Origin of the sequence: Acinetobacter sp. RF15B (assembly GCF_007558235.1) — a bacterium.
Classification (GTDB): Bacteria; Pseudomonadota; Gammaproteobacteria; order Pseudomonadales; family Moraxellaceae; genus Acinetobacter; species Acinetobacter lwoffii_C.
Genome location: NZ_VLSR01000013.1, coordinates 30507 through 57436, shown reverse-complemented (window position 1 = coordinate 57436; position 26930 = coordinate 30507). Strand labels below are relative to the sequence as shown.

At 44.0% G+C, this 26930-nt stretch carries 27 protein-coding genes; 8 read left to right on the top strand and 19 right to left on the bottom strand.

Annotation, left to right across the window (positions count from 1 at the left end):
- Positions 1 to 257 precede the first annotated feature (257 nt).
- On the top strand, positions 258 to 1589 hold the full coding sequence (locus E2K74_RS10545) for a Na+/H+ antiporter NhaC family protein (RefSeq protein ID WP_151207500.1): 1332 nt from the start codon (positions 258 to 260) through the stop codon (positions 1587 to 1589).
- A 39-nt stretch (positions 1590 to 1628) separates the two neighbouring features.
- Here the strand turns inward: E2K74_RS10545 and E2K74_RS10540 are convergent, their stop codons facing one another.
- Positions 1629 to 2666 (bottom strand): helix-turn-helix transcriptional regulator, encoded by a 1038-nt coding sequence (locus E2K74_RS10540; RefSeq protein ID WP_151207498.1) that lies wholly within the window; start codon positions 2664 to 2666, stop codon positions 1629 to 1631.
- A 144-nt stretch (positions 2667 to 2810) separates the two neighbouring features.
- Here E2K74_RS10540 and E2K74_RS10535 point away from each other — a divergent pair, with 144 nt between their 5' ends.
- Positions 2811 to 3689 (top strand): metal-dependent hydrolase, encoded by an 879-nt coding sequence (locus E2K74_RS10535; protein WP_151207496.1) that lies wholly within the window; start codon positions 2811 to 2813, stop codon positions 3687 to 3689.
- A gap of 197 nt (positions 3690 to 3886) precedes the next feature.
- Here the strand turns inward: E2K74_RS10535 and E2K74_RS10530 are convergent, their stop codons facing one another.
- The 7 genes from E2K74_RS10530 to ppx all read right to left on the bottom strand — a co-directional run bounded on the left by E2K74_RS10530 (position 3887) and on the right by ppx (position 10864).
- Positions 3887 to 4879 (bottom strand): DUF2804 domain-containing protein, encoded by a 993-nt coding sequence (locus tag E2K74_RS10530; protein ID WP_151203625.1) that lies wholly within the window; start codon positions 4877 to 4879, stop codon positions 3887 to 3889.
- 132 nt (positions 4880 to 5011) lie between these two features.
- Complete coding sequence (locus tag E2K74_RS10525; RefSeq protein WP_151207494.1) at positions 5012 to 5521, bottom strand: DUF1543 domain-containing protein; 510 nt, start codon at positions 5519 to 5521, stop codon at positions 5012 to 5014.
- Between the two features lie 225 nt (positions 5522 to 5746).
- A complete protein-coding gene (locus E2K74_RS10520; protein ID WP_151203629.1) occupies positions 5747 to 6316 on the bottom strand; it encodes a YggT family protein in 570 nt (189 codons plus the stop codon).
- Between the two features lie 19 nt (positions 6317 to 6335).
- Positions 6336 to 7175 carry a pyrroline-5-carboxylate reductase gene (proC, locus tag E2K74_RS10515; RefSeq protein ID WP_151203631.1) on the bottom strand — a complete coding sequence of 280 codons (840 nt, stop codon included), beginning with the start codon at positions 7173 to 7175 and terminating at the stop codon, positions 6336 to 6338.
- Positions 7176 to 7177: 2 nt separating this feature from the next.
- Positions 7178 to 8551, bottom strand: a complete 1374-nt coding sequence (gene tilS, locus E2K74_RS10510) for a tRNA lysidine(34) synthetase TilS (RefSeq protein ID WP_151207492.1) — start codon at positions 8549 to 8551, stop codon at positions 7178 to 7180.
- Positions 8488 to 9312 carry an acetyl-CoA carboxylase carboxyltransferase subunit alpha gene (locus tag E2K74_RS10505; protein WP_151207490.1) on the bottom strand — a complete coding sequence of 275 codons (825 nt, stop codon included), beginning with the start codon at positions 9310 to 9312 and terminating at the stop codon, positions 8488 to 8490. Before E2K74_RS10505 ends, tilS begins: the two co-directional genes overlap by 64 nt.
- A gap of 31 nt (positions 9313 to 9343) precedes the next feature.
- Complete coding sequence (gene ppx, locus E2K74_RS10500; RefSeq protein ID WP_151207488.1) at positions 9344 to 10864, bottom strand: exopolyphosphatase; 1521 nt, start codon at positions 10862 to 10864, stop codon at positions 9344 to 9346.
- A 259-nt stretch (positions 10865 to 11123) separates the two neighbouring features.
- On the opposite strand from ppx, the gene trxA reads away from it, so the two are divergent.
- The 3 genes from trxA (at position 11124) to E2K74_RS10485 (ending at position 13735) form a co-directional block, all read left to right on the top strand.
- Positions 11124 to 11450, top strand: a complete 327-nt coding sequence (gene trxA / locus E2K74_RS10495; protein WP_151207486.1) for a thioredoxin — start codon at positions 11124 to 11126, stop codon at positions 11448 to 11450.
- Between the two features lie 322 nt (positions 11451 to 11772).
- The gene (gene rho / locus E2K74_RS10490; protein ID WP_151203641.1) at positions 11773 to 13041 is read left to right on the top strand and encodes a transcription termination factor Rho; all 1269 of its coding nucleotides are present in this window, start codon (positions 11773 to 11775) and stop codon (positions 13039 to 13041) included.
- A 406-nt stretch (positions 13042 to 13447) separates the two neighbouring features.
- A complete protein-coding gene (locus E2K74_RS10485) occupies positions 13448 to 13735 on the top strand; it encodes a hypothetical protein (protein ID WP_151203643.1) in 288 nt (95 codons plus the stop codon).
- Positions 13736 to 13839: 104 nt separating this feature from the next.
- On the opposite strand, the gene E2K74_RS10480 is transcribed toward E2K74_RS10485, so the two are convergent.
- From E2K74_RS10480 to pheS, 3 genes are all read right to left on the bottom strand, one after another.
- Complete coding sequence (locus E2K74_RS10480) at positions 13840 to 14136, bottom strand: integration host factor subunit alpha (RefSeq protein ID WP_004783565.1); 297 nt, start codon at positions 14134 to 14136, stop codon at positions 13840 to 13842.
- Positions 14133 to 16514: a phenylalanine--tRNA ligase subunit beta gene (gene pheT / locus E2K74_RS10475; RefSeq protein WP_151207484.1), complete on the bottom strand. Its 2382-nt coding sequence runs from the start codon at positions 16512 to 16514 to the stop codon at positions 14133 to 14135. Before pheT ends, E2K74_RS10480 begins: the two co-directional genes overlap by 4 nt.
- Before the next feature lie 134 nt (positions 16515 to 16648).
- Positions 16649 to 17629, bottom strand: a complete 981-nt coding sequence (pheS, locus tag E2K74_RS10470) for a phenylalanine--tRNA ligase subunit alpha (protein ID WP_151203647.1) — start codon at positions 17627 to 17629, stop codon at positions 16649 to 16651.
- Between the two features lie 160 nt (positions 17630 to 17789).
- On the opposite strand from pheS, the gene E2K74_RS10465 reads away from it, so the two are divergent.
- Positions 17790 to 18812 (top strand): hypothetical protein, encoded by a 1023-nt coding sequence (locus E2K74_RS10465; RefSeq protein WP_151207482.1) that lies wholly within the window; start codon positions 17790 to 17792, stop codon positions 18810 to 18812.
- 670 nt (positions 18813 to 19482) lie between these two features.
- On the opposite strand, the gene E2K74_RS10455 is transcribed toward E2K74_RS10465, so the two are convergent.
- The 3 genes from E2K74_RS10455 to rpmI all read right to left on the bottom strand — a co-directional run bounded on the left by E2K74_RS10455 (position 19483) and on the right by rpmI (position 20556).
- Positions 19483 to 19863, bottom strand: coding sequence for a hypothetical protein (locus E2K74_RS10455; RefSeq protein ID WP_151207480.1), 381 nt, complete (start codon positions 19861 to 19863; stop codon positions 19483 to 19485).
- A 127-nt stretch (positions 19864 to 19990) separates the two neighbouring features.
- Complete coding sequence (gene rplT, locus E2K74_RS10450; protein ID WP_004647525.1) at positions 19991 to 20350, bottom strand: 50S ribosomal protein L20; 360 nt, start codon at positions 20348 to 20350, stop codon at positions 19991 to 19993.
- Positions 20351 to 20361: 11 nt separating this feature from the next.
- A complete protein-coding gene (rpmI, locus tag E2K74_RS10445; RefSeq protein WP_001096359.1) occupies positions 20362 to 20556 on the bottom strand; it encodes a 50S ribosomal protein L35 in 195 nt (64 codons plus the stop codon).
- Positions 20557 to 20915: 359 nt separating this feature from the next.
- On the opposite strand from rpmI, the gene E2K74_RS10440 reads away from it, so the two are divergent.
- The gene (locus E2K74_RS10440) at positions 20916 to 21653 is read left to right on the top strand and encodes a TonB family protein (RefSeq protein WP_151207478.1); all 738 of its coding nucleotides are present in this window, start codon (positions 20916 to 20918) and stop codon (positions 21651 to 21653) included.
- 23 nt (positions 21654 to 21676) lie between these two features.
- On the opposite strand, the gene E2K74_RS10435 is transcribed toward E2K74_RS10440, so the two are convergent.
- The 3 genes from E2K74_RS10435 to E2K74_RS10425 form a co-directional block, all read right to left on the bottom strand.
- Entirely contained in the window at positions 21677 to 22099 is a 423-nt protein-coding gene (locus E2K74_RS10435; protein WP_151207476.1) for a YqaA family protein, read from the bottom strand.
- A gap of 7 nt (positions 22100 to 22106) precedes the next feature.
- Entirely contained in the window at positions 22107 to 22397 is a 291-nt protein-coding gene (locus tag E2K74_RS10430) for a hypothetical protein (protein WP_151207474.1), read from the bottom strand.
- Positions 22398 to 22490: 93 nt separating this feature from the next.
- Complete coding sequence (locus E2K74_RS10425) at positions 22491 to 23102, bottom strand: glutathione S-transferase N-terminal domain-containing protein (protein WP_151207472.1); 612 nt, start codon at positions 23100 to 23102, stop codon at positions 22491 to 22493.
- 281 nt (positions 23103 to 23383) lie between these two features.
- Between E2K74_RS10425 and E2K74_RS10420 the strand changes: the two genes are divergently transcribed.
- Complete coding sequence (locus E2K74_RS10420) at positions 23384 to 23857, top strand: Hsp20 family protein (protein WP_151207470.1); 474 nt, start codon at positions 23384 to 23386, stop codon at positions 23855 to 23857.
- Between the two features lie 421 nt (positions 23858 to 24278).
- Here E2K74_RS10420 and infC read toward each other — a convergent pair whose 3' ends face one another.
- Entirely contained in the window at positions 24279 to 24776 is a 498-nt protein-coding gene (infC, locus tag E2K74_RS10415) for a translation initiation factor IF-3 (RefSeq protein WP_218955312.1), read from the bottom strand.
- A 59-nt stretch (positions 24777 to 24835) separates the two neighbouring features.
- Positions 24836 to 26758 (bottom strand): threonine--tRNA ligase, encoded by a 1923-nt coding sequence (thrS, locus tag E2K74_RS10410; protein WP_151207469.1) that lies wholly within the window; start codon positions 26756 to 26758, stop codon positions 24836 to 24838.
- Positions 26759 to 26930: the final 172 nt, after the last annotated feature.

Sequence of the window (26930 nt, the reverse complement as noted above, 5' to 3'; positions counted from 1 at the left end):
TCGACCTCTGGTATTTCCTTTCCTGTATGAAGATTTCAGAACAACCCGGAAGGCTCTATTTACGATTATTTTGATTTTTTTCTCAATGATCAAAGATGCCTAATTTTACTATGCCCTAAAATATTGAATACTTAGATAAACTTATTTTTAATATATAAAAATTATAAAAATACAGATGTTAGCGCATTCACTTAAAGTTTTCGGAAATTGCAAAACCTGCTTTATACTAACCGCATTCTTTTAATTTTTTATCTCCTATGCAGACTGATTCCGAAGCTAGCGTGCAGGCCAACGCCATTGCACTGCTGCCGCTTATTGTATTTTTAACCATTTTTTTAGGTAGCGGGATCTATCATTCCCTGATCGGAACGGAGTTTGCGTTTTATCAGGTCAAAGCGCCAGTTGCCGCACTGCCTGCCATCATGCTGGCAGTCTGGCTGTATCGTGGCAAACTGAATCAGGGAATTGAAGCATTTTTAAAAGGAGCCAGCCATCCCAATCTAGTACTGATGTTCATGGTGTTTATGCTGGCCGGGGCCTTTGCCAATGTAAGCAGTACCATTGGCAGTGTCGATGCAACGGTACAGATGGCTTTGTCGATCATCCCTCCCGAATTTGTCCTCCCCATGCTATTTGTGATTTCAGCCTTTCTGGCAACGGCAATGGGGACCTCTATGGGGACTATTGCAGCCTGTGCGCCAATTGCTTTTGGTTTTAGTCAAGCAACGGATATTGCAGTAGTTTATGCAATTGGAGCAGTTGTGGGTGGCGCCATGTTCGGTGACAACCTGTCGATGATTTCCGACACAACGATAGCCGCCACGACCAGTCAGCGTGTACAACTGCGTGACAAGTTCAGAGTCAATGTCTGGATTGCCGTTCCGGCTTCCATAATCACGATTCTGATTTATATTGTAAGTATCGGTCGTTCCAGCCCTGTGGCATATCAGGATTTTAACTGGATCCTGATTCTTCCTTATATCGCCGTCTTTTTATTGGCCTTTAGTCGTTTGCATGTTTTAGCCGTGCTGAGTATGGGCGTATTGTTATCGAGCCTGTTCGGCCTATTTGCTACACCCGGTTTTAATCTGCTCAAGCTGAACAATTCAATTTATGATGGCTTTGTTGGCATGTTTGAGGTGGCCTTGCTCTCCATGTTCTTGGGCGGCCTGTCTGCTCTCATGCAACGTGAAGGTGGCTTGCGCTGGCTGATCGAACGCATTTATGCATTGACGCGCCTGTTTAAGGTCGGCCGTGAACGCGCTGGCGAAATTGGCATCAGCTTTTTGGTGGTATTGTCCAATCTGTTTGTGGCAAATAATACCGTGGCCATTATCCTGTCGGGAGATATGGCCCGTGAAGTAGCCAAAGAATACGGCGTAGATCCCAAACGAGCCGCTGCCCTAATGGATATTTTTTCCTGCGTCGTTCAGGGGTTGATTCCTTATGGCGCACAGTTGCTGCTGGCATGTTCGATTGCCAAACTCTCTCCGGTCGAGCTGATTGGTGGCGTATATTACTGCTGGATTCTGGCAATTTTTGCCGTAATCGCCATTGCGGTACGTTACCCAAAACTAAAAACCGCGTAAATGTGTCTCTTGAGATGACGGTCATCACAGAGCGCTTTGTTAACGCTGATCTTGTTTGGGCTGCTTACGGTATTGTAATAAAGTGCGGCCCGTTGCTGCCTTATAAGCACGTGCCAAGGCAGACTGGTCAGAATAGTCCAGCTGCTCGGCAATCTCACTCAGGCTGATCTCCTGCTGGAGCAGCAGATCACAACGTTTTATCCGCTCCTGTTCCAGCAGCTTTTTAAAGCTTGTGCCCTGCTCGGCAAGTTTACGCTGCAAAGTACGGACAGACAGCAGCAGATGTTCTGCCAGCTGTTCAATTTTTAAAGCTTGCTGGTGCATACGCAAGTGATCTGCAATCAGCCTTTGGGCATGTTGCAGCGTCGATTCCAGTGGTGGCCGGGCGGCAATTTCCCCTTCAGCCTGACGGATTAACAGTTGCAGGAGCATCGGGTCAGCCTGATCAGATTTCAGGTTCAGGCCTTGCACATCCAGCTCCAGTGCATAATGGGGTTGAGAAAATTTAAGCTCTGTTGCATAAAACTTTTGAAAATGAATTACTGCAATCTCAGGCCGATGTGCAAAGTGGATGCTGCGCAACAACAAAGGCTGCTCCTGCAAAATAAAACGGCCCAGTTGCACCATTGCCGCTATAGTCAATTCATTCAGCACATTATAACGTTCCTCCAGAAAAGCCCAGTACAACTCGACACTCTGTTCATGCTGTCGCAGTTGAAAAGGAATAAGATCACTGCCATCCACCACCAGCCGTTGAAAGCGTATGATATAACCGATGATTTCTGAAATGCTGCTACTTTTGGAAGCCATATAACCCAGCACACCAAAATGCTCTGGCCTGATTTCCTGGACAATTTCAAAAATTAACTGCGGACAATCAAGATGCTGCCGGGTGCTGAGCAATACATTGTTAAGCAGTTGCAGTGGCACCTGTATATCAAAAGGCTGATCAATCAAGCCTTGCAATTGCTCCTTAAAATCTTTCAGGAAATCAGCATGTAAAGGATCAATCTGCCGGCTTCGTAAATAACTTGCCCACAGCTGGATATAACCATTGGATATTTTGATCTCTTGCATAGCGATTCCCAATCACGGCTGCAACACGATATATTTTTTTATTTCTTCTGGCGTAAAATGTATAAAAATTGGCAATATCTGTCAAAACAATTCACCCACTCTCCGACATACTGTCAATATCTCCAGAAAAAAGAATAAAAGTAAATGAACGCTATAGTAAAATCCACCATACAACCTGTGGTCCGTAGCAATCTTGATTTCAAGCTTGATGAAATTCCACGTTACTGGTTTGGCGGTGATCCTTTTCTGACCCGCATGTTTGATGCACTCAGCCTGACCTTTCCAGATGGCGAGCGCTATTTTATTCTGAGTGTGCGACTCTTTCGCGACCAAATCAAAGACCCCAAGCTACAGCAACGTGTAGCCGATTTTATTCGTCAGGAAGCGCAGCATGGTATTGCACATGACCAAATGAATGATCTGATGCGTGAGCAAGGGATGCCGGTTGACCAGTTTATTAGCCGCTTGAATAGTATGATGAACAGAGATCTCAAGTACCGTTCACCACATTACAATATAGCCGTCACTGCTGCAGCAGAACACTTAACCGCCTTAATGGCAGAAACGTTTTATGCCCATAAGCAGACACTGGCTGCAGCACATCCTTATGTGCGCGCTCTTTTCGCTTGGCATGCCATTGAGGAAATGGAACACCGTGATGTGGCCTTTGATGTGATGAAAGAGGTCGCCCAAACACCCGAATTAACCCGTAAAGCAGCCCTGCCGTTTATCACGGTGGTGATGTTCGGTTTTACCCTCTACCGCGCAAATATCATGTTGAAATATGATGGTTTTAACCGACTACAGCGCTGGCAAATGAACCTCAAAGGCCTGCCGTGGTTCTTTGGTAGAAAAGGGGTGCTAACATGCATGGGCAAGCAATATCGTGACTGGTTTAAAGCCGACTTCCATCCAAGCCAACACCCTGTCATTGCGCAATACGAAGTCTGGGTCAAAACTCTGGAAGAAACCAATAATCCAATTCTGGCGGGTGAAGCATTCTGGCAGGCCGCACAAGCTTAAGCGCTCAGCAAAGATAGGCCTTCAGATTGTAAAAAGTCTTCACGCTTGAATTATGCCAGCCCCTAAACAATATGGACTGGCATTTTTATCAGGTAGATGGAGGCAAAAAATAAGGGGGCTATTTCTAAACACCTAAACTGACTCATATTCTGAATAGAATAGGAAAGACTCTTTAAGGAGGCAGCAATAAAAAAATCTTACCACTTCGCATAGTGCTGCTCTAAAAGCCCATATTCATTTAACAGAATAATTTCCTGATCACCTTGCTGAATGGTGCCACAGATTTTGGCCTGCCACTGACTGAACTGACTACCGACCAAACGCAGATTCAGATTCTCATAACGACGCCAGCCGGTTTTAACTGTCAGATTTAAACGTTGATCCAGCGACTGAATACTCCACTGGTTTTCATTTTCCTGCTGAAACAGCACATCTGCGAGTGGATAAATCTTTCCATTCACCCATAAACAGTTTTCATTGCCAAAACTTTCATTGACACCAGATGCCAGATTAATCCCGATCCGGTTTTGATTGGCATCCCTAAAATTACTGGACAACCAGAACCATGCCGTTTCAGGACGCAAAAAGCCGCAGGTATCATCCAGGGAGGCAAAAGTCCGTTCATTAAATTGCAGGGTTTGGCCCTGCTTGTTGACGAAATACCCTTCACATGCCAGCGTGGTCAATTTCTGGGTATAGGTCCAGCCATTAATTCCGGTCGGACTGCACATACTCAGTGGCTCTGTTCCTGCACAGAAGATGCGAGCCGAAAGTTTGATTTCTCCATATTTGGTGACGTTGATATAACGCACCCCGTTGCTATGCTGAATCTCGATCTGAAAAGGTGACTTATTAAAATAACTATGATTAAACAGCGGCTGCTCATCCAGTACCGTATGCCGTGCCAGAAAATTAATCGCCTTCCATTCCTGTACATCATTGGTGAGATGATTATAGATATAGACAAAACTATGCCCAGCCCATGCGATATCGGCAATCGCCAGACCAATCGTATAGTGCTCGTGCTGAATACTACAAAACTTGAATTTTTTATACTTTAAATGTTTACGCCAACCCGAAACCGTATTTCCATAAGGGGTTCTGTAGCGGTAGGCATCATAATCAATGCTTTTGGGAATTTCCTTAAAACGTCCGTAACGCGGTTGTCCATTTGCCTGAATTAAATCCATTTAAGACATTCCATCTTATTCAGAAACGATATTTTTAATCGTATTATGCCCATTATTAAGATTTGATAAAGCGTTTTTTGCTGCCACTCGTCGAGATCTGCTACATCACCCTCTGTTTATCATTTCATCCATTTAAATCGACAGATAGGTATTTTCCCAGCGATTAGGCTTAAACTCACCCTCGACCAGCTGGATATAACGGCCATAGACATGCTCGATGGCAATGCAGTCATCTATATCTAGCACTCGATCAGTATGCTGCTTTTGCCAGTGCCGTGCAAAATGGCCTTTACCCCGCTGCTTGGCGACCATGGCATTTTGTGCGACCACCAGCACATAACGATGCAGCTCGCCAAATTCATGTGCATCATAGCCCCCCAGATTAATAAGCCAGAGTTTTTCATTCGCCTGATTCGGTGCGGCATCCGTAAATTGAATCTGGTAGGGCTTTCCTGCAAACTCTACGCCATGAATCTGTGCCCAGGCATCTATATGCAAACCTTGCTGTTCGCCAAACCAGGCATTTTTCAATTGCGGATAGGTTTCTTCCAGACTTTCCCCTACCGCCAGAACCACATCATGGACTTCGGTATTTGCCCGCACATGACGGCCTCCAAGCATGACAATAAATAGACTGGACATCACACGCTCCTTGGTAAATATTTCACTTGGACACTATATTTATCCGTCCCGAGACCAGAGTTGCGCTGAAGGGAGCAGGATAGAACCCATCATTTTAATTTGCTTGCTTAATGTGCCATTTAAGGGTTTTCTGGGGGCAAATTAAACCAGAGCTCTTCATTAAAAGAGTTTCCCATTTGTCCCATATAAAAAAAAGATGCCTTAGCATCCTTTTTTAAAATCTTGTTAAAGGCCAGTCAACAAGACAATGGCAACTTGATTCATAATCATTTCAATAATGATCAAGGCCAGAATCGCCATAATTGGAGACAGGTCAATCATGCCCATATTCGGCATAATACGGCGAAATGGTGCCAGAATCGGTTCGGCCAGTTCCTGCACCACCTCAATATAAGGGGAACGCGATTGGGTAAACATGACCACCCAGCTTAAAATAATGGCTGCAAAAATCAGATAACGACAGAAACGGATCAGATCCTGAATCATCGTGACAAAAGTCAAAATCAGCAGATGTACAGGGCCATTCGGCATCCCTCCGGACAAATACATCATGCCAAAAATCTTGAGTAGATATAACACCACCAGCAAGGCCAAAGCTGCCGTATTGACCCGGCCTTTGGCCAGGGTCGGAAAGATACGACCGAATACATCCACAATTTTTGTCGCCTTGACAGTTGAAAGTACTACCGGATTATAGGGACTGATGACGGCCAGTTGCATTAAAAAGCGGAAGAATACGAGCAAAATCGCGACGTTAATGATAATGCCAAAAATTAGCGCAGAATTTGCACCCATACTTGAACGTTCCTAAAAATTAAACTGAAGATTGATTACTTTCACTAAGTTCTTGTGCAAGTTCTTGGCTACGTTTTTGTGCAGCCGCCAAAGCTGCCTGAATATTCTGCGAGATTTGCGCACGGTCAAAAACCTCTAGCGCTGCCTGCGTTGTCCCATTAGGAGAAGTTACATTTTTACGCAGTTCAGCGGGTGTATTAGAGCTGGTAATGGCCATCTGCGCTGCACCTAATGCAGTCTGCAAAGTTAGAGCAGTGGCAGTCTTCTCATCCAGACCTAAATTTTTGCCCGCACGGATCATACTTTCCATCATATAGAAAAAATAGGCAGGTCCCGAACCGGATACAGCTGTCACTGCATCAATCTGTGCCTCTGAGTTTACCCAAATTGTCAGACCAGTAGAAGCGAGAACTTGACTGGCCAGCTCTCGGTCAGTTGCCTCAACATTGTCATGGGCATATAGTCCATGGGCGCCGGTTTGCACCAGCGCCGGGGTATTTGGCATCACCCGTACAATACGTTCCGCCCCCAATAGTCGCGACAAAGTCGCAATTTCTGCACCTGCGACAATGGAAATAATCAGCTTGTCACTCACCAATCCTTTCAAGGGTAACAGTACGCTAGCCAGCACCTGAGGTTTGACTGCAAACACGACAATATCTGCATCCTTGATCGCAGCCTGGTTATCATCAGTCACATGTATATCTTTTTCTGCCAGCAGCGTACGGACTTTTTCAACCGGATCAGCCACTGTAATACGCGTTGCTGCCAATCCTCGTGAAATCAGGCCGCCAATTAAAGCCTGCGCCATATTACCGCCACCGATAAAACAGATATTACAATTTAAAGCTGCACTCATGTTCAATGCTCGTCGTTGAGTTCTAATGTCGAAGAAACCAAAATAGGTAGCCACCCCCCTGCTGTACAATATGCAGATTGAGCCAACCAGAATCCCTGAGGTGTAAACACGCCTAGCATAACATTATCTGTGCTTAATATTTGAATCGTATGTCGTGTCCAGGGAAATATTTGCGCTTCCTGAATGGCTTTCTTTAAGGGCCAGTTACCTACACGTCCATGCAAATGGATTTTTTCACCGCCTTGTCTTCGTGTCAGTTTCAGCGGCCGATTCAGTAAATCTCTGGATAAACCCACAGTTGCCTGCTGAATCTTAAAGCTCCCTGAAGGCAGTTGCACATTGGCAGCTAAGTTCAACTGCAGGACTTGCTCAACGGGAATAGCATTTCGATCTGCCTGATACACAGCAGCTGTTAAACGATAGAGCTGCTGCTGATAGCGCACATAATAATAGCCTTGCCAATGCAGGGCAGCCTGAGCATCCAGTTTTGCAGCAATAACTTCACGCTGCAAACGTTCCACCATATCAAAGGCAGGACGATATTGTGCTGTGCCTTTCATCCAGATCGACAAGAGCTGGCGCTGTCGTGCTTTAGATAATTGACTTAACCGGGTTAAATCAAGCCTTGCTGCGGTGCCGCAAGATTTCAAATCCTGCTGCACAATTTCCTGCAAAACATCCTGTGCATCCTGCATTAGTACGGCACTACGCGCCAAAGCATTCTGCATTTTAGGATAACGTTCTGTCAGCACTGGCCATAGCTGCTCACGTGCCCAAGCACGATCATAGTGAATATCCTGATTGGTCGGATCTTCAATATTCTGGATATTTAAATCCATAGCCCACTGACAAATCTGCTCACGTGAGATATCTAGTAATGGCCGCCAGATGGTTAAATTTTCTCGCTGATCTACCGGTTTCATAGCGGCCAGACCATCAATTCCTGCACCAGAGAGCAGGCGCAGCATCAAGGTTTCTGCCTGATCCTGCTGATGATGGGCCAATACCAGAATTTCATTGACTTGCAGATGTTTTGCATAAGCCTGATAACGGGCCTGACGAGCCTGAAGCTCAAGATTTCCACTCAGGACTTGAACCGGCTGGACGATGCAGGGAATATGCCGCTGCTGACATTGCTGCTGGACGAAAGTTCCCCAACCTGCACTCATGTGCTGCAATTGATGATCCACATAAATGGCACGCACTTTTTCGTGGCAGAAAAAAAACATCAGATGCAGCAGCAGCATAGAATCTACGCCACCACTGCATCCGATTAGAAATTTTTTTTCTGCAGGAAATTCCTGCAGTTGCTTTAAGAAACCAGACCTAAATTGTCGCTGCCAAACTTCATTAAACGTTGGTAACGTGCTTCGCATCGCTCTTGTGCTTCCATCGGTTGCAATTCATTTAAAGCTTCTTTCAGGACAGCTTTCAGGCTGTTCATGACCTGATCCGGATTTAAATGAGCACCCTCACCTTCATCCACGACATATTCCACAATCCCCATTTTCTGCAGCTTGTCTGCTGTCAGGGCCAGCGCTTCACTTGCTACCTCTGCTTTCTCTGCAGTTTTCCACAAAATAGATGCACAGCCTTCTGGCGAAATCACAGAATAGATACTATGAGACAGCATGATGACCCGATCCGCGACACCAATACCCAGTGCGCCACCTGAACCACCTTCACCCAGTACCGTAGCAATTACAGGCACTTTCAAATGAGAGAGTTGAGCAAGGCTGGTGGCAATCGCTTCAGCCTGACCACGCTCTTCTGCCCCTACCCCCGGATAAGCGCCCATGGTATCAATAAAGGTAAAGACGGGCAGATTAAAACGTTCCGCCATGTCCAGTAACCGCTGGGCCTTGCGGTAACCTTCCGGGTTACTCATGCCGAAATTATGCTGTAGTTTTTCACGGGTACTGCGACCGCGATGCTGACCGACAATCATCACGGGCTGCCCATCAAAGCGAGCCAGACCGCCAATCATGGCACCATCATCACCATATAAACGGTCACCATGTAAAGCATCAAATTCAGTGAATATTTCACTAACATAATCCAGAAATTGTGGACGTTCCGGATGACGGGCGATCTGCACTGTCTTCCATGCTTTTGATGGGGTAGCTTTATTTCTCATAGGTTAACCGTTTTTCATCCCTATAAAGGTATTAATTAACAAACTGTTCAGACTGAATCGAGAGTTCAATGTCCCAATTTTTAAACTGCAGCTGTTCATCATGCAGCTCAGCGATTAGCAATGGCCACTGTTTGGCATCACCGGAAATACTGAGCTGCCATTGTTGCGTATTTTTTGCCTTGAGTTCAATGGCAGGAAGCATCTCATCACTGCGGCTGTGATTGACCAAAACCGCCAGACGAAGCAGCAAACACAAGTATAAAAGTTTAGATCCGCCCACTTTCATCACATCAATCTTGGCATCAGTGCGCAATTTACGACGATGGTGCGCGACTAAATGTGACAAATAGTTCTGGTCGATTTGGGAAAAACCGGCAATGTCGGAGTGCTGCAACAAATAGGCACCATGACGCTGATAACCACTATGGCTGATTGCCAGACCAATTTCATGCAAATAGGCAGCCCGGCGCAACAGGTCACTGTCATCACTGTTCAATCCAAGCTTTTCAGCCATATCATCAAACATTTTTTGTGCAGTTTGCACTACACGCTCTGCCTGTTTGCTGTCGGCACTATAACGTCCAATCAGGGCATGTACCGAACGGTCTCGAATATCTTCATGCTTGAAACGGCCAAGCAGGTCATACATGACCCCTTCACGTAATGCACCATCAGAATAGGTTAGATAACGAACATTCAGGACATCAAAAACGGCATAAAGAATAGCGATACCTGCGGGCAGAACTGCACGGCGATCCTCTTTAAGTCCTTCAAACTCCATTTCAGAGACATGTTTGTATTTCAGCAGCTTGTCTTTCAGTTTTTCTAGACCTTCGCGGGTAAGCTGTTCCTTATCATTGCTCCAGCCCATGTTCACACAGATCTGACGACAGGCTTTAATCGTACCACTTGAGCCAACTACCGCATCCCAACCTGCTGCCTTATAGGTATTGGCAATACCGGAAATTTCTTTACGTGCTGCAGTGACCGCCTTATCAAAAGCCTTGCTACTGATTTGACCTTCGGGGAAATAAGCTTTGGTAAAAGCCACACAACCCATTTGCACCGACTCTGTATGAATCGGCTCAAATTCCTCACCAATAATCAGTTCGGTTGAACCACCACCAATATCCACCACCAGACGGCGACCTGAATTTTCCATGGTGTGTGACACACCCAGATAAATGAGACGAGCTTCTTCTCGCCCTGCAATAATTTCTATCGGCTTAGGCAGAATTTCAGCCGCTTTTTGAATAAATTCATCCCCGTTTTTAGCCTGGCGTAGCGCATTGGTTGCCACGATTCTTAAACGGTTAGGCTGCACGGCCCCCAAACGTCCCACAAAACGTGCCAGACACGCCAGACCGCGCTGCTGGGCTGCCTCAGTTAAATTCTTATTTTCATCCAGCCCTGCAGCCAGCTGAACCTTTTCTGACATTGATACGACTTTTTTAACTTCGCCATGATCCACACGGGCAATCGCCAAATGAAAGCTGTTTGATCCCATATCGATGGCTGCGAGTAGCTCTTCATCAATCAAAAAATCAGACATTTCAGAAATCAACCTTTTACAAATTGTGCCTAGAGTAATTCACAACCATGCAATTTAAAAGCCATTTAACAGCACAATTTCGCGTAATTATTTTTTCATTTATATGTCAATTGCATGACACGATGATGACTATCGTCATCATCTATTGGACAAAACACGATTTAAGCTTCAAAATTTACAGATTCCCCTACATTGTTAAAGAAGGCTATGTAATACTAAGAAATATAGTCATCTTTAAAAATTATTTCTGGAGCCTTTCATGTCTGGCAACATTGTAAATACTACTGACGCAAACTTCGAAGCAGACGTTCTTCAATCGGATATTCCTGTACTAGTAGACTTCTGGGCAGGCTGGTGTGCACCATGTAAAGCCATTGCCCCTGTACTTGAAGTCCTTGCAGATGAATACCAAGGCAAAGTAAAAATTGTCAAAGTAGATGTGACGGCTTGCGAACAAACTGCAGTAAATTTCAATATCCGCAACATTCCTGCATTGCTGATGTTTAAAGGCGGTGAAGTGATTGCGACTCAAGTAGGTGCAGCACCAAAATCAAAATTGACTGCGTTTATTGATGAAAATATCTAAGCATATCCAATTCAAATTAAAATACGCGACAAATCGCCGCGTATTTTTTTCGACTATAAATTGACAAAAAGCGGTTTCTCTCTTATATTTCTAACTCAAGAGATAAAGGATGCTAAATCCTGCCAATTTCTTAAAAGATACATTACATAAGATGCCGCTCGGCAATAGAAATTGTTTTTCACGTTTCTCTTTCAAACAATCAAACAGATCTCTGAATTGTTCTTCTACAAATTCAATTACTTTCGTTTGAATGCTTGTATGCGGCCAAATCTTACTCCCTTTCTAACCTGTACCTCAGAACTTTGATTCTATCTGACTACCTATGAATTTAACCGAACTCAAGAAAAAACCGATTGGCGAACTCATCAAGATTGCCGAGTTTATGGGCCTTGAAGGTATGGCGCGTAACCGCAAGCAAGACATTATTTTTGCCATCTTAAAACGTCATGCAATGAATGGCGAAGAGATTTTTGGTGATGGCGTTCTAGAAATTTTGTCAGATGGATTTGGCTTCTTACGCTCTGCCGCAGGCTCTTATCTGGCAGGTCCTGACGATATTTATGTCAGCCCTTCACAAATCCGTCGTTTTAATCTGCGTACTGGCGATACAATTACCGGCACAATTCGTCCACCTAAAGAAGGTGAACGTTATTTTGCTCTGCTCAAAGTCAACCAGATTAACTACGATACGCCAGAAAACTCGCGTAATAAGATCCTATTTGAAAACCTGACCCCACTTTTTCCAACTGAACAGCTGATCATGGAACTAGGCAATGGTACAACTGAAGATTTGACTGCACGTGTAGTCGATCTGGTTGCACCAATTGGTAAAGGTCAACGTTCGATTATTGTAGCGCCGCCAAAAGCAGGTAAAACCATGCTGCTACAAAATATCGCCCAGTCTATTATCCGCAATAACCCGGAAGTTTTCCTGATTGTACTTTTGATTGACGAACGTCCTGAAGAAGTTACTGAAATGGAACGTACTGTTCGCGGTGAAGTGGTGGCTTCAACCTTTGACGAATCACCGGCCCGTCACGTTCAGGTAGCAGAAATGGTCATTGAAAAAGCCAAACGTCTGGTGGAACATAAAAAAGATGTCGTCATTCTGCTTGACTCAATCACACGTCTGGCGCGTGCTTATAACACTGTGATTCCTTCCTCTGGTAAGGTGCTCACAGGTGGTGTTGATGCTCACGCGCTGGAGCGTCCAAAGCGTTTCTTTGGGGCGGCACGTAATATCGAAGAAGGCGGTTCATTGACTATCATCTCGACTGCGCTGATTGAAACCGGTAGCAAGATGGATGAAGTAATTTACGAGGAATTTAAAGGTACAGGCAACCAAGAAATTACCTTGGATCGCCGTATTGCAGAAAAACGTGTATTCCCTGCCATGAATATCAAGAAATCAGGCACGCGTCGTGAAGAGCGCCTGATGTCCGAAGATAATCTGCGTAAAGTCTGGATTCTGCGTAAACTACTCCACACTCAGGATGAACTGGTAGCCATGGAATTCTTACTGGATCGGATGAAAGAAACCAAGACCAATGATGAGTTCTTTGACCAGATGAAACGTAAAGCATCTAATTAATATTAATCATCACATAAAAGGCCACCTATTAGGTGGCCTTTTTTGGTTGACAAGCCTTACACTTTGAAACAATATGCATGAAATCATGTAAACTTATTTTTAAGGTTTTGATTAATAAAATAAATAAAACAAAGTAATCAGAAACTTAAAAAATGTAACCTGCCTTTCTCCAATCCTAATCTTTCAATTAATTGTTATTTTCTGTTAAAAAACTCTTCATTTTTATCATTTTTCTACATTTTTAACGGTTTAGCCAGTAGCAATTCAAAATCCACGGTGATAGCATATTTACAGACCAGTTAGACTGCTCCTGCGTTGTTAGTCCCTGACAAAATTAGGAATAATAAAAGCATATTACAGCCTAACTCCGGTTTTTTTTAATCTCATTTTTTTAGAGAGTGATGCCATGTTATTCAAAAAAATCGCTATTGCTGCTGCAGTTGCTACTACTTTAGCTTTCGTTGGTTGTGCTAAAAAAGCTGACGACGCTGCTACTGACGCTAACCAAGCTGCATCTGAAGCTGTAGAAGCTGCTTCTGAAGCTGAAGCTGCTGCTGATGCTGCTGCTGTAGAAGCTACTTCTGAAGTTGCTACTACTGAAGCTGCTGCTGCTTCTGAAGCTGACGCTGCTGCTGCTGTTGCTGTTGACGCTGCTGCTGACGCAACTGCTGCTTCTGAAGCTGCTGCTCAATAATCATTACGATTATTCAGTACAAAAAAAGAGAGCCATTGGCTCTCTTTTTTTGTGGCTATAAAAATCTGAATTTTTATAGCTTGTTATTCAAAGAAAAAAGCAGATCAATTGATCTGCTCATTCCCTACGCGTTGACGGAATTTCTGTCCGGCGCGGAAGGTAACGACACGACGTGCAGAAATTGGAATTTCTTCCCCGGTTTTAGGATTACGACCTGGACGTTGACGTTTGTCACGTAACTCAAAGTTCCCAAAACCTGATAATTTGACCTGCTCGCCTGAGATTAGTGCTTGGCTAATCTCATCAAAAAATAACTCGACCATTTGTTTAGCTTCACGACGGTTTAAACTCGTGAGCTCACTTAAATGATCAGCCATTTCTGCTTTTGTTAATGCTGTCATGAAGCCCTCAATGTCGCTTGATAAGTGTTTTCCAACACTTGAAGGATATTATCCATACCTGATTTAATTTCAGCATCTTCCAGTGTACGGCTTGGATGCTGCCAGAGAAGTGCAAATGCCAGTGAGCGTTTCCCTTCCTCTACTCCTTGTCCAGTATACACATCGAATAGCCATGTCGAGTCTAGAAGCTCTCCACCTGTTTTTTCGATAAGTCCCTGAATTTCGCTAACATTAATCTTATCACTAATTAAAAGCGCAATATCACGTCGAACCGACGGAAAACGTGATAATTCTGTAAAATTAGATACATAAGTTTGCAAAACAGCGTTTTGATCCAGTTCAGCGACCCAAGTCGTTGTTAAATCCAATTCATCTTCAAGTGAAGGGTGTAAACGCCCCAAATAACCTATTGATTCATTATTCACGAGAATTTCTGCGGATTGACCAGGATGCAACCAGGCACGTTCAGAACGTACATATTCCACTTTCAAGCGTGCAGCAGCCAGAATTTCTTCTACATCGCCTTTAAAATCGAAGAAATCCATCGCTTGCGGTTTTGCATGCCAGCTTTCCGCAGTGCGTGAACCTGTGGCAATCAGGGCAAAGGTTGGAATCTGCTTAAGATCATGAATTGAGGCAGCATGTTGATAGTCAAAGCGTAAACCCAATTCAAAGAAACGGACACGGCTCTGCTGACGGTTGGTATTGTACTGTACACAAGGAATCAGGCTGGAAAGCAGGGTCGAACGCATCACCGCCAAATCACTAGAGATTGGGTTAGCCAATGCCAATGGATTAACCGCAGGATTTAACTGCTTTTCAAGTTTCAGATCAGCAAAGCTAAAACTGATCGCTTCTTGGTAACCCAAAGTCACTGCTGTCTGACGCAATTGTGCGGTTTCAAACTGATCCTGATATTTTGCAAGTTTGGCTTCAAGTACTGGCAAGCTGATCTGAATATTGTCATAGCCGTGAATACGCGCCACTTCTTCAATCAAGTCTTGATAAATCACCATATCATAACGGTGTGATGGCGGAACAACGGACCATTGCCCTTCTGCCTTGACCGTCACCTCACAACCCAGACGCATTAATGCATCGCGAATAAAGCCAGACTCAATACTATAACCCAGCAATTGGTCCACTTGTGCCTGTTCAAGTTCAATCGCTTCGCGCGTTGGCAATGCTGCTGGATTTTCAGCCACAACAATTGGTCCAAATTCACCGCCAGCCAGTTCAGCAATCAATTGTGAAGCACGGTGCATAGCCAGCATTGGCAGTTCAAAATCGACCCCACGCTCATAACGCTGCGAGGCATCTGTATGCAGACCAAAACGGCGCGCACGCCCAGCAATATACAGCGGAGCAAAGAAGGCTGATTCCAGGAAAATTTCTGTTGTTTCATCGGTAACTGATGAAGACAAGCCTCCCATAATACCAGCAATGGCCAATGCTTTTTCATCATCTGCAATTACCATGACATCATCTTGCAGCTCGACGTCCTGTTCATTTAGCAACACAAGTTTTTCACCTGCTGTTGCCTGACGAACCTGGACAGAACCCTGAACTTTACCGCCATCAAAAGCATGAAGAGGTTGACCCAACTCCATCAGGACATAGTTGGTAATATCCACCAGAATGCTGTGCTGACGAATGCCTGAACGCACCAGAGCACGCTCCATCCATTCTGGTGTCGGCGCTTTGGTATTTACATTCTTGATCACACGACCCAAGTAACGTGGGCAACCTTCAGTTGAGACAACGACTTTCTTTTCATCATTAATCGTTGCAGCAACTTCCTTGATTTCTGGTACAGTTACTGGCAGCTGGTTGATGACCCCGATTTCACGCGCAATACCACGAATGCTAAAACAGTCGCCCCGGTTTGGCGTGATACTGATGTCAATCACATGGTCATCCAGATCCAGATATTCACGGATATTGACACCCACAGGCGCGTCATCCCGTAATTCTAAAAGACCGTCAATTTTATCTTCCAGATCAATTTCAGAAGCACCACATAGCATACCTTGTGATTCAACACCGCGCAGTTTGCCTTTTTTAATCTTGAAATCGCCGGGTAAAACCGCACCGATGGTTGCCACCGGCGATTTCATGCCTGCGCGGACGTTGGGCGCACCGCATACGATTTGTAACAGTTCCCCCGAACCAATATTTACTGTTGTTACCCGCAGGCGATCGGCATCAGGATGCTGTTCTACTGTTAAAACCTCACCCACCACTACGCCTGTAAAGGGTTTTGCTGCTGGAGCCAGCTCATCGACTTCCAGACCGAGCATTGTCAGTTGGTCAGATAATTTTTCGCTGTCGATGGCTGGGTTAACCCATGTGCGCAGCCAATTTTCGCTAATTTTCATTGATATAAAACCTGTAATTCAAATCTCTAGAATCCCCCTCTGCCCCCATTTTCCAAAGGGGGAGAACTCCATCTATTTCGCGGAGTCCTTCTCCTTTTTAAAAGGAGAGGTTAGGAGAGGATTATTAAAAAGTTTTAAGCAAACTGGCGTAAAAAACGCACATCATTTTGATAGAACATACGCAAGTCATTAATGCCATAACGTAGCATGGCAAAACGCTCTACCCCCAAACCAAATGCAAAACCTTTGTATTGTTCCGGATCAATGCCTGCTGCACGCAGTACATTTGGATGCACCATTCCGCAGCCTAGTACTTCCAGCCATTTGCCGCGCTCATCCATAATGTCCACTTCAGCACTTGGCTCAGTGAATGGGAAATAAGACGGACGGAAACGTACTGTTAAATCTTTTTCAAAGAACTCATTCAGTAGATTGACTAGCAAACCTTTCAGTTCAGCAAAGCTGGTATTTTCCGCAACGTATAACCCTTCGATCTGATGGAACATCGGTGAATGCGTCTGGTCCGAGTCACAGCGATATACCCGCCCCGGACAGACAATACGGATCGGCGGTTGCTGGGTTTCCATGGTACGGATCTGCACGCCAGACGTATGGGTACGCAGCAGATGGTTGACATCAAAGTAGAAGGTATCATGCATGGCACGTGCAGGGTGATGTCCCGGGATATTCAGGGCTTCAAAGTTATGATAGTCATCTTCAACTTCTGGACCTGTTGCCACGGTAAAACCGGCTTTGGTAAAGAACTGGCAAATACGTTCCTGAACCTGGGTCACCGGATGGATACTGCCCACCTGCTGACCGCGACCCGGCAAAGTAATATCAATTGTTTCACTCGCCAGCTTTTGTTCTAATGCGGCTTGATGCAGTTCCGCCTGACGTGCGGTCAAAGCACTGGTAATTGCTTCACGGACTGCATGAATTTGTGCGCCGAACGCTTTACGCTGTTCAGGATCCATTTTACCCAGCGACTTAGATTGTTCCGCGAGCTGGCTTTTTTTCCCTGTAAATTGCACTCGGGCTTGATCAAGTGCAGCAAGGTCTTGAGCTGCTGCAATCGCAGCGAGCGCTTCAGTGGTCAGGGCTTCCAGTGACATAGTAACTCTCAAAGCAACAGGTTAAAAAATTATTTTAAAAACCCCATATTCTAACAGTTTTTAAAGACTTTGATGAAGAGACCTGTACAGGAAAATTAGATTGGCAGGATCAAATATAAAAAGTATAAGATATAAACAATATCAAAGAGATCAAATCACTATGGCACTCGATCAAATTTGGAAACAGCAACTGACCCTCGTGACTTATGGTAACGAGTTTCTGACTCAGGATCTTGGCTTTAGCCAGTGGCTGAATCACTCCATTTTTAATCAGCACCATTTGATTTTTCGTGACCTGCTTTCACAGCATCTCTTGGCCCAACACTTTCAGATCTGGCTGGAAGGCTTAAAAAAACAGGGGGTTCACCGCTTGAGCCTGCACTCCTCACATTTACTGGAAGATGAAAAGAACCCCAATGCCAATGTCGAACTGGTGCCTTTCGCGCATGTGATTATCAGCCATGGAAAGCAGGAGAAAATGGCCTGGATGATTGGGAAGGAACTGGCAGAATGGTATAGCGCAGATAATGACTATGAAGCCCCTCCTGCTCAGCAGTCTCCTTTACGGCATGAAACCTTCTGGGGTTATCAGTTAAATTCCAAATTGGCCAAACGTATTAATGCCGATCTGGAGGCGCCAAACTGGGATGATATTCAGACTTATACCGAACAGGAGCTGTTTCAAAATAGATGGGCCCAAGGTTTTACAGAGCCAACTTATAGCTCTTTGCCTTATTATGGCAGCATCCCGGCGTTGCAAGCTGATTCAACCACCCATCTAGCTTTAATCCCGACCAATTACTCAGCAGATTATGTCCATCAGACCCTTTATCGTCTAGAAGCCTTAAGTGATTTTATTGATAGCCAGATTCAGCATCCCTATCATGCGGAGGGAGAAATTTTAAGCCCTGAACAGCAACTGGATTTACGTCATTTCTCGCAAAAGATTGATGATTTAACTGCAAAATTTATTGTTAAAGTGGGGAATCACTATAAGACGGCTCAACTGAGCAGCAAAGCGACTCCTGATCCATTCGCTGGCATGACGACGGACAAACATGTATCGGCAAGTTCTAAGGCACACAAACCGCAAGACCCAGGCAAGTCCAGTGCGACCAATGTATTAACTTTAATTATTATCACCGTGATTATCTGTCTGATTGGCTACTATTTTGGCCTGTAGTTTTGTTGATAGGGCTGCTATTCGACTCTGTTTCATGCATTAAATTGTATCTTCAACTGTCGTGTTCCTTTAATGCAGAGCGGCCTAACATCTGTGAATTAAAGCAGATTTATAGAAAGAGACGACAATTTAAAGGATGTTGGTGTCACATCTGCGATAACACAGAAGTACCCAGCTAAGCTAAAAAAATCATCAATCTCTTTTGACTTTTTACAGGTATCCACCGGCTATGCCGATATTCGGGTAGATTCTTCATCTGCACATATTTTTCCCGGTTTTTGCGGTGTGTACCAAGCATCCAGTAGACCATCGAATGTTATCCAAACATCCGCGACAAACTTTCCTAATTACTCGAATTAGACTATAAATTCTGTTGATGCCATGCGCGATGAAATACATGCTTAACAGAGCAGTATAAATTTACTGGAAACTGCAAATCCAGCCAAAATAGGTTATTCAGCTCAATATAATACAAACCGAGTTTATATACCAAAGCCCTGAAAAAAATGATTTTCCCTGTAGCAGAGGTAGCAACAGCATTAATTTTATTTATTTCAGCCATTATTTACGATATTGCCCTCAAGTCATCTGATCAATGCATATCAGTTAAAGCCGCTGCACGTGCTTAGTCACTAATACGCAAAATGGCTGTCTCTACTATGATTAATCTTTAGTCCTCGTCATAATCCAGCTCATCTTCAGCAAGGTTAATAAAGTCAGGTACTGGGGTTATCTTAAATTGGACCGCCTGAATGGTTTCCTGCTGCAATAATTGGGCTTTTGCCACTCGATGCATTCCATCCATCACCCTCCCTGCTGCGCATAAAATAATGGGATAACGTAAATCAGCTTCTTGAATCAACTGAATATGTTCAATAATTTGCTGCGTGGTAGGGTGAGTTTCAGGAAACCAATAGGCCTCATTCAGCTCTTGAATAGCTGCCACTGGAAATTGTTTAATCTGTAAGCTTTGGCTCAGCTTGACCAAACGATGCACATCCCAAATATGAGTATCATCGCCCACTTGTCTAAAATGATATTGTTGACGCATTCCAGCCCTCCTTAATGAAGGTAAAATCAGATTTTGAACTTTTACTCATAATTTTATGATTCAACCATATACATAAAGGTATAAAAAAAGACCGCTAAAAGCGGTCTTTTTTTTAAGTCCTAAAGACTTATGCAGCTAATGCATCTTTAGCTTTAGAAGCTAAAGCAGCAAATGCAACTGCGTCATGCATAGCGATGTCAGCAAGTACGCGACGGTCGATAATCACCTGAGCTTTTTTCAAGCCAGCGATCATACGGCTGTATGACAAACCATTTTGACGAGCACCAGCGTTGATACGTGCAATCCATAGAGCACGGAATTGACGTTTCTTCTGACGACGGTCACGGTAAGCGTATTGACCTGCTTTGATTACCGCTTGGAACGCTACGCGATATACGCGTGAACGAGCGCCGTAGTAACCTTTAGCACGAGCAAGAATTTTTTTATGACGGCGATGAGCCTGTACACCACGTTTTACACGAGCCATTTATAATCTCCTTAGATGTATGGGCACATACGACGAACTGAAGCAACGTCACTTACGTGAACCATTACACAGCCGCGCAATTGACGGATACGTTTAGCAGATTTTTTGGTCAAAATGTGGCGTTTGAACGCTTGTTTACGCTTGAAACCGTTTGCAGTCGCTTTGAAACGTTTAGCTGCACCACGGCGAGTTTTTAACTTAGCCATAACAACCTCTTTAAACACCTGTTCGGCACGTCTGCACCATTGCAACAACGACCTGCAGGTAAGGGAGCGCACATTCTAATGCATCTTTGCTTAAAACAAAAGCACTAGTGCTTTTTTCTGAAGGAAATTGCAAAACTAACATTTTGCAGCAAGGGATTAAATTACGAAATTTACAAACCTTGCCATACTAATCATTGCATTCAACTGAACCCAACTCCAAGAGCCGTTTGCAGTCGACCTCAGCAAAGCTAAAGAAAAATAATTTTTTATGTTTAATGCTTGCTCGTGTTGCCATTTCAGGAAATACTGCGCTGCAAGACTCATCGCTTTGTACTTTGCCTGATTTAAGACTCAAACTTATGAAACCTATCCTGTGTGTAATGCTATTCACTGCCCCTTTCGCCACGGCTTATAGCGCAACAATAAAAAACGTCAATCAATTACCCACACAATCCATTGATGTACAGCCTGCTCACCTGACCACACGTATTGAATGGAGCAAGTTTCCTCAACCTATTTATAATAATGATGAACTCAAAGGCCAGGATCGCTCTGCCATCGTCCGCATCTATGTCAATGAGCAGGGACAAATAGAACAGGCCTCGATCCAGGAAAGCACTGGTTTTACCCAGCTTGATCAACGCCTGCTTCAGGCTATAAAAGCAGCCAAAGCCAACCCACATATTGAAAATAAAACTACCCTGCCGCTGATTGGCTATCAGGTATTTAGCCTCAAACTAAAAGATGAGACTCAGACTGACTGTGAATATAGCTTTAACTCTAGTCATTGGCAGGCACAGCAGCAAGGGCAGAAAACCCATTTTCAATATCTGAAGCAGCCTCAGCTTGATCTCCATCCTGAGCAGCTGCATGGGCATGACCGCAAAGTTAAATTTAAAATGAAGCTCAATCGCGAAGGTCAGGTCAAAAGCGTTAAGATCAGACAAGGTTCGGGACGTTATGAAGTCGACCAGCAAGTGATCGCTGCCCTAAAAGGCACTGAAATCCGTAGTAAACGCCTTGCCAGTACCTTATGGCTGTATAAACCGTCCAGCCTTAAAGATGAAATTGAATTTAAACTCGATGAATGTCATTAAAAAAGAGGCGAACACCTCTTTTTTTACCACATATTAAAAGCCCAATAGAGAAATAGATAACGTCCGGTCTTGGCCAGGCTGACCATCCATAAAAAACGGCCAAACTTTTCCTTAAGCAAACCTGCAATCAGGGTAATCGGATCACCAATAATGGGCACCCAGCTAAAAAGTAGCGACCAATAACCATATTTCTGGTAAGTGCGTTGCGCTTTTAGCATCTGCTGCTCTGAAACAGGAAACCACTTTTTATGTTTATACTGTTCTACCCGCATACCTAAATACCAGTTCACACAAGAACCCAGAATATTTCCAAGGCTCGCCACCAGTATCAATAAGGCTGCATGATGATGTTCCTGCCAGAGCAAGCCCAATAAGACCGCTTCAGATTGCAACGGTAATAGAGTTGCCGCACCAAATGCGGAAAGAAATAGTAAAAGGAGCGACATGCCAAACTTAAGGTTTTAAGCCCAGTTTCTTTTTTGCCTTTAGAAATTCCCAGTTTGCCCACAATACAGCGGCTACAATGATCGCCATACGCGCCCAGCCGTATCTGTCCGTGATCGGATCAATCGCGGCAGCCAAAATCTGCTGATCTTTGGTATTTAAGAGCGTAATAATATGATCAACATGGAAAATTTCAGCAATATATAGCAACAGACAAGCCGCCACCCCAAAAATAATACTCCAATAAATTCGCGTATTACTTTCAATAATCTTGGTTAAATTCAGAAAAAAATCTTGCATATATCTATCCAATAAAAACCACCGGAAAGATGGTTTTATGTTTAAGAACTCTAGTTTAGCATAAACCTGCTTCATGCATGGCATCGCCTAAACCTAGATTGCCAAGGCCTTTGCTACCGCAGGACGAGCTTTGATACGCGCAATATATTTTTCGACTTCAGGATAATCGGCCAGATCAATCTGCTGCCATTCATGCCGCAATAACCACGGAAAAATTGCTATATCGGCAATCGAATATTCACCTGCAACATAGTCCTGTCCCAGCAACTGTGTATTCAATACCCCATATAAACGTTTGGACTCATTCACATAACGCTCAGTTGCATAGGCAATTCGCTCTGGTGCAAAACGGCTAAAATGATGATTCTGGCCCAGCATTGGCCCCAGCCCACCCATTTGCCACATCAGCCATTGCTCGACCTGTACCCGTTTTAGCTCATCGTGTGGATAAAATAGCCCGGTTTTACGTCCTAAATACTGTAAAATTGCCCCCGATTCAAAAATTGAAATCGCCTGATGACGGGGACCATCCTGATCCACAATTGCAGGGATTTTATTATTAGGAGAAATCGCCAGAAAATCGGATTGAAACTGGTCATTTTCCAAAATATTAACCGGAATAAGCTGATATTTCAGGCCCATCTCTTCTAGGGCAATAGTAATTTTATGACCATTCGGGGTTGGCCAATAATATAGATCGATCATTCGATTTTATACTCCGTCTACCTGAAGAGCGACTTGTTTGAACAACGTAATAGAGCCATGAAAAAATAGCAAGCCATCACGCTATAAATTATTTTCACTTTAACTTCAGTGTTTTATTATAAATTTATAAAAAAATAAGTGAAAAAATCTTGAAATTTTCCCGCTAAATCACATATTGAATATGCGTAAGGATAAAAGTTTTCTTTCGCTCTGTCGATGATAATCATGACAGATTTGAATTCTTGTTATTAAAACTTTGCTGACCTCAGGAGGTTCTAATTATGAGTAACTTAAATCTTCATCCATTGTTCCGTCGTAGCATTGGCTTTGATCGTTTAAACGATTTTATTGACTACGCGATGCAAAGCGACGCACCCAACTATCCACCTTACAATATTGAAAAACATGGTGAAAATCATTACCGCATTGTAGTGGCAACTGCTGGCTTCAATCAGAACGAACTGGATATTTCAATTGAAAATCGTTTATTAACCATCTCCGGCAAGCCCGAAGCTGTACAAACAGAAAGTACTGAATACCTGCATAAAGGTATTGCCCGTCGCGCCTTTAGGCTGTCATTGCGTTTAGATGAGCATATTGAAGTACAACAAGCTGATTATGAAAATGGTCTGCTGGTCATTGATCTGCAACGTATCATTCCGGAAGAGAAGTTGCCGCGACAAATCCCGATCGGCAAAAAGTTACTGCTAGAAAATCCGGAAGAGGTGACCGAAAAAACAGTGAAGGCAGAATAATGTTTTTATGCAAAGAAAGACTCCAATTGGAGTCTTTCTTTTTTTATACATAACAGTCTAGTGGATTCAAAACATGCATAATAAAAACATAGATGAAAGCACAACCTTCAATAAAACAGTATCCGGTTGATATTTTGAAATATACGGGCTTATTTTTTATTCTCTTTCCTGTCTTGGTCACTTTAGTTATTTTCTAGATCGGGCGGAGCAACAACAGGACTTATGCGGAAATCTGACAGCTATTCATTGCGTTTGAGAGACATAAATTCCGCCTCATGTATTTACTCAACTTTTCTAAACAGCATCGTCATGCGATTGTTCAAATGCTTCAAGACCATTGGAAGTTAAAATTCCATCGAGACTCATAAAACCAGCATAAAAAAGCCCTGCAATTGCAGGGCTTTTTAGACTCAATGAGTGCTTACTTTTTCTTTTTAGGACCAAGCAGCATACCCATTTGACGGCCTTCCATTTTTGGTGCTTGTTCGACTGTACCGTATTCAGCTACATCTGTTTCAATTTTTTGCAATTGAGCCAGACCTAACTGCTGGTGAGCCATTTCACGACCACGGAAACGCAAGGTAATTTTCACTTTGTTACCATCTTCAAGGAACTTGATGATTGCGCGTAATTTTACGTTGTAATCACCAACATCAGTACCCGGGCGCAGTTTGATTTCTTTCACCTGGACTTGATGCTGTTTTTTCTTCGCTTCTTTCTGCTTTTGCTTTAAATCAAACAAATGCTTGTTGAAGTCCATGATTTTACAAACAGGTGGCTCGGCATTCGCTACGATCTCCACAAGATCAAGCTCAACGCTTTCTGCTGCGCGCAGGGCTTCAGCTAAGCTTACAATCCCTTTTTGCTCACCATTTTCGTCTACAAGACGGACTTCTTTTGCACGAATTTCATCATTCAAGGCAGGACGGTTTGATTTGTTACCACCCTGTTGATTACGGTCAGGCTGTTTAATCGCTGTTACTCCACAATGTACCGGCCGCGTTCGGCTACGGCTGCTTTTACTAGGTCAACGAAAGTATCGATTGACATAGTACCCAAATTTTTCCCTGAGCGGGTACGAACATTTACTGTACCTTCCTCAACTTCACGGTCCCCAAGTACCAGTAAGTATGGAATACGCTCTAAAGTACGTTCACGAATCTTAAAGCCGATTTTCTCATTTCTCAAGTCAGAAATTGCTCGAATTCCGTTTTCTTTAAGTTTCGCGACGACTGACTCACAAGCTTCGGCTTGAGAATCGGTAATATTCATTACACATACTTGCACAGGTGACAACCAAGGTGGCATCAAACCTGCATAGTGTTCAATGAGTATACCAATAAAACGCTCAAAACTGCCAAGTATTGCACGATGTAACATTACTGGCTGATCTCGGTCGTTATCTTCAGTGACATAAGAGGCGTCAAGGCGCTCTGGCAAGTTAAAGTCACACTGGATCGTACCACATTGCCATACACGACCTAAGCAGTCTTTCAAGGAGAATTCGATCTTCGGACCATAGAATGCCCCTTCACCTGGCTGAAGCTCCCATTCCAGTCCAGCAGCATCTAACGCATCTGCCAGAGATTTTTCGGCCAGATCCCAAAGTGCATCCTCACCCACACGTTTTTCAGGACGCGTGGACAGCTTCATCTGTACGTCTTCAAAACCAAAGTCTTTGTATACATCCAGTGTCAATTTAATAAAGTCTGCAACTTCAGTACCGATTTGCTCTTTGGTACAGAAAATGTGTGCATCATCCTGGGTAAAACCACGAACACGCATAATGCCGTGTAAAGAACCTGATGGCTCGTTACGATGACATGAACCAAACTCTGCCAGACGGATTGGAAGATCACGGTAAGATTTCAGCCCCTGGTTGAATACCTGTACATGACAAGGACAGTTCATCGGCTTTACAGCATAGTTACGGTTTTCAGAATGCGTGGTAAACATGTTTTCCGCATAGTTGGCCGCATGCCCCGATTTTTCCCACAACGTAAAGTCGACCACTTGCGGAGTACGGATTTCTTCATAACCGTTGTCTTGCTGCACTTTACGCATATACTGTTCAAGCACTTGGTAAATGGTCCAGCCATTTGGATGCCAGAATACCATGCCCGGTGCTTCTTCCTGCATATGGAACAGGTTCAGTGCCTTACCGATTTTACGATGATCACGCTTTTCAGCTTCTTCAATACGCTTGATATAGGCAGCCAGCTGTTTCTTGTCAGCCCATGCGGTACCATAAATCCGTTGCAACTGTTCGTTTTTCGCATCACCGCGCCAGTAAGCGCCTGAAATTTTGGTCAGCTTGAAAGATTTTAAGAATTTGGTATTGGGAACGTGCGGACCGCGACACATGTCCAGATAATCTTGATGATAATACAAGCCCATCTGGGTTTCTTCTGGCATGTCTGCAATCAGGCGCAGCTTATACTCTTCGCCACGTGCAGTGAATTCTGCAATCACCTCATCACGCGGTGTCATTTTTTTCACGACATCATAGTCCTGATCGATGAGCTTTTTCATACGCTCTTCAATCGCGGCCATATCATCCAGTGTAAACGGACGTGGCATCCAGATGTCATAGTAGAAGCCTTCTTCAATGACCGGCCCAATTACCATCTTCGCTTCCGGGAACAATTGCTTCACTGCATGTCCCACCAAGTGCGCACAAGAGTGGCGGATAATCTCGACACCTTCTTCATCTTTAGGTGTAATGATTTGCAGGGTGGCATCTTCAGTGATCAGATCACACGCATCGACCAGACGGTCATTCACACGACCTGCAACCGTGTTTTTCGCAAGCCCAGGACCGATGCTTTGAGCAACGTCCATCACGGATACGGCTTGATCAAACTGTTTTTGATCGCCATTGGGCAAAGTGATAATTGGCATAGAAAATCCTTAAGGAGTGATGCCCCGTACCATGGAGCATGTCACCGCGAGATTATGATCGAGGCAAAGCCTCAAAAGATAAAAACGGTGGATAAATAAAAAATCATTTGGAATTTTACACGGCTTGGCCACATGATTAAACCTTTTCCCCAATAAAAATAAGATTTAGGGC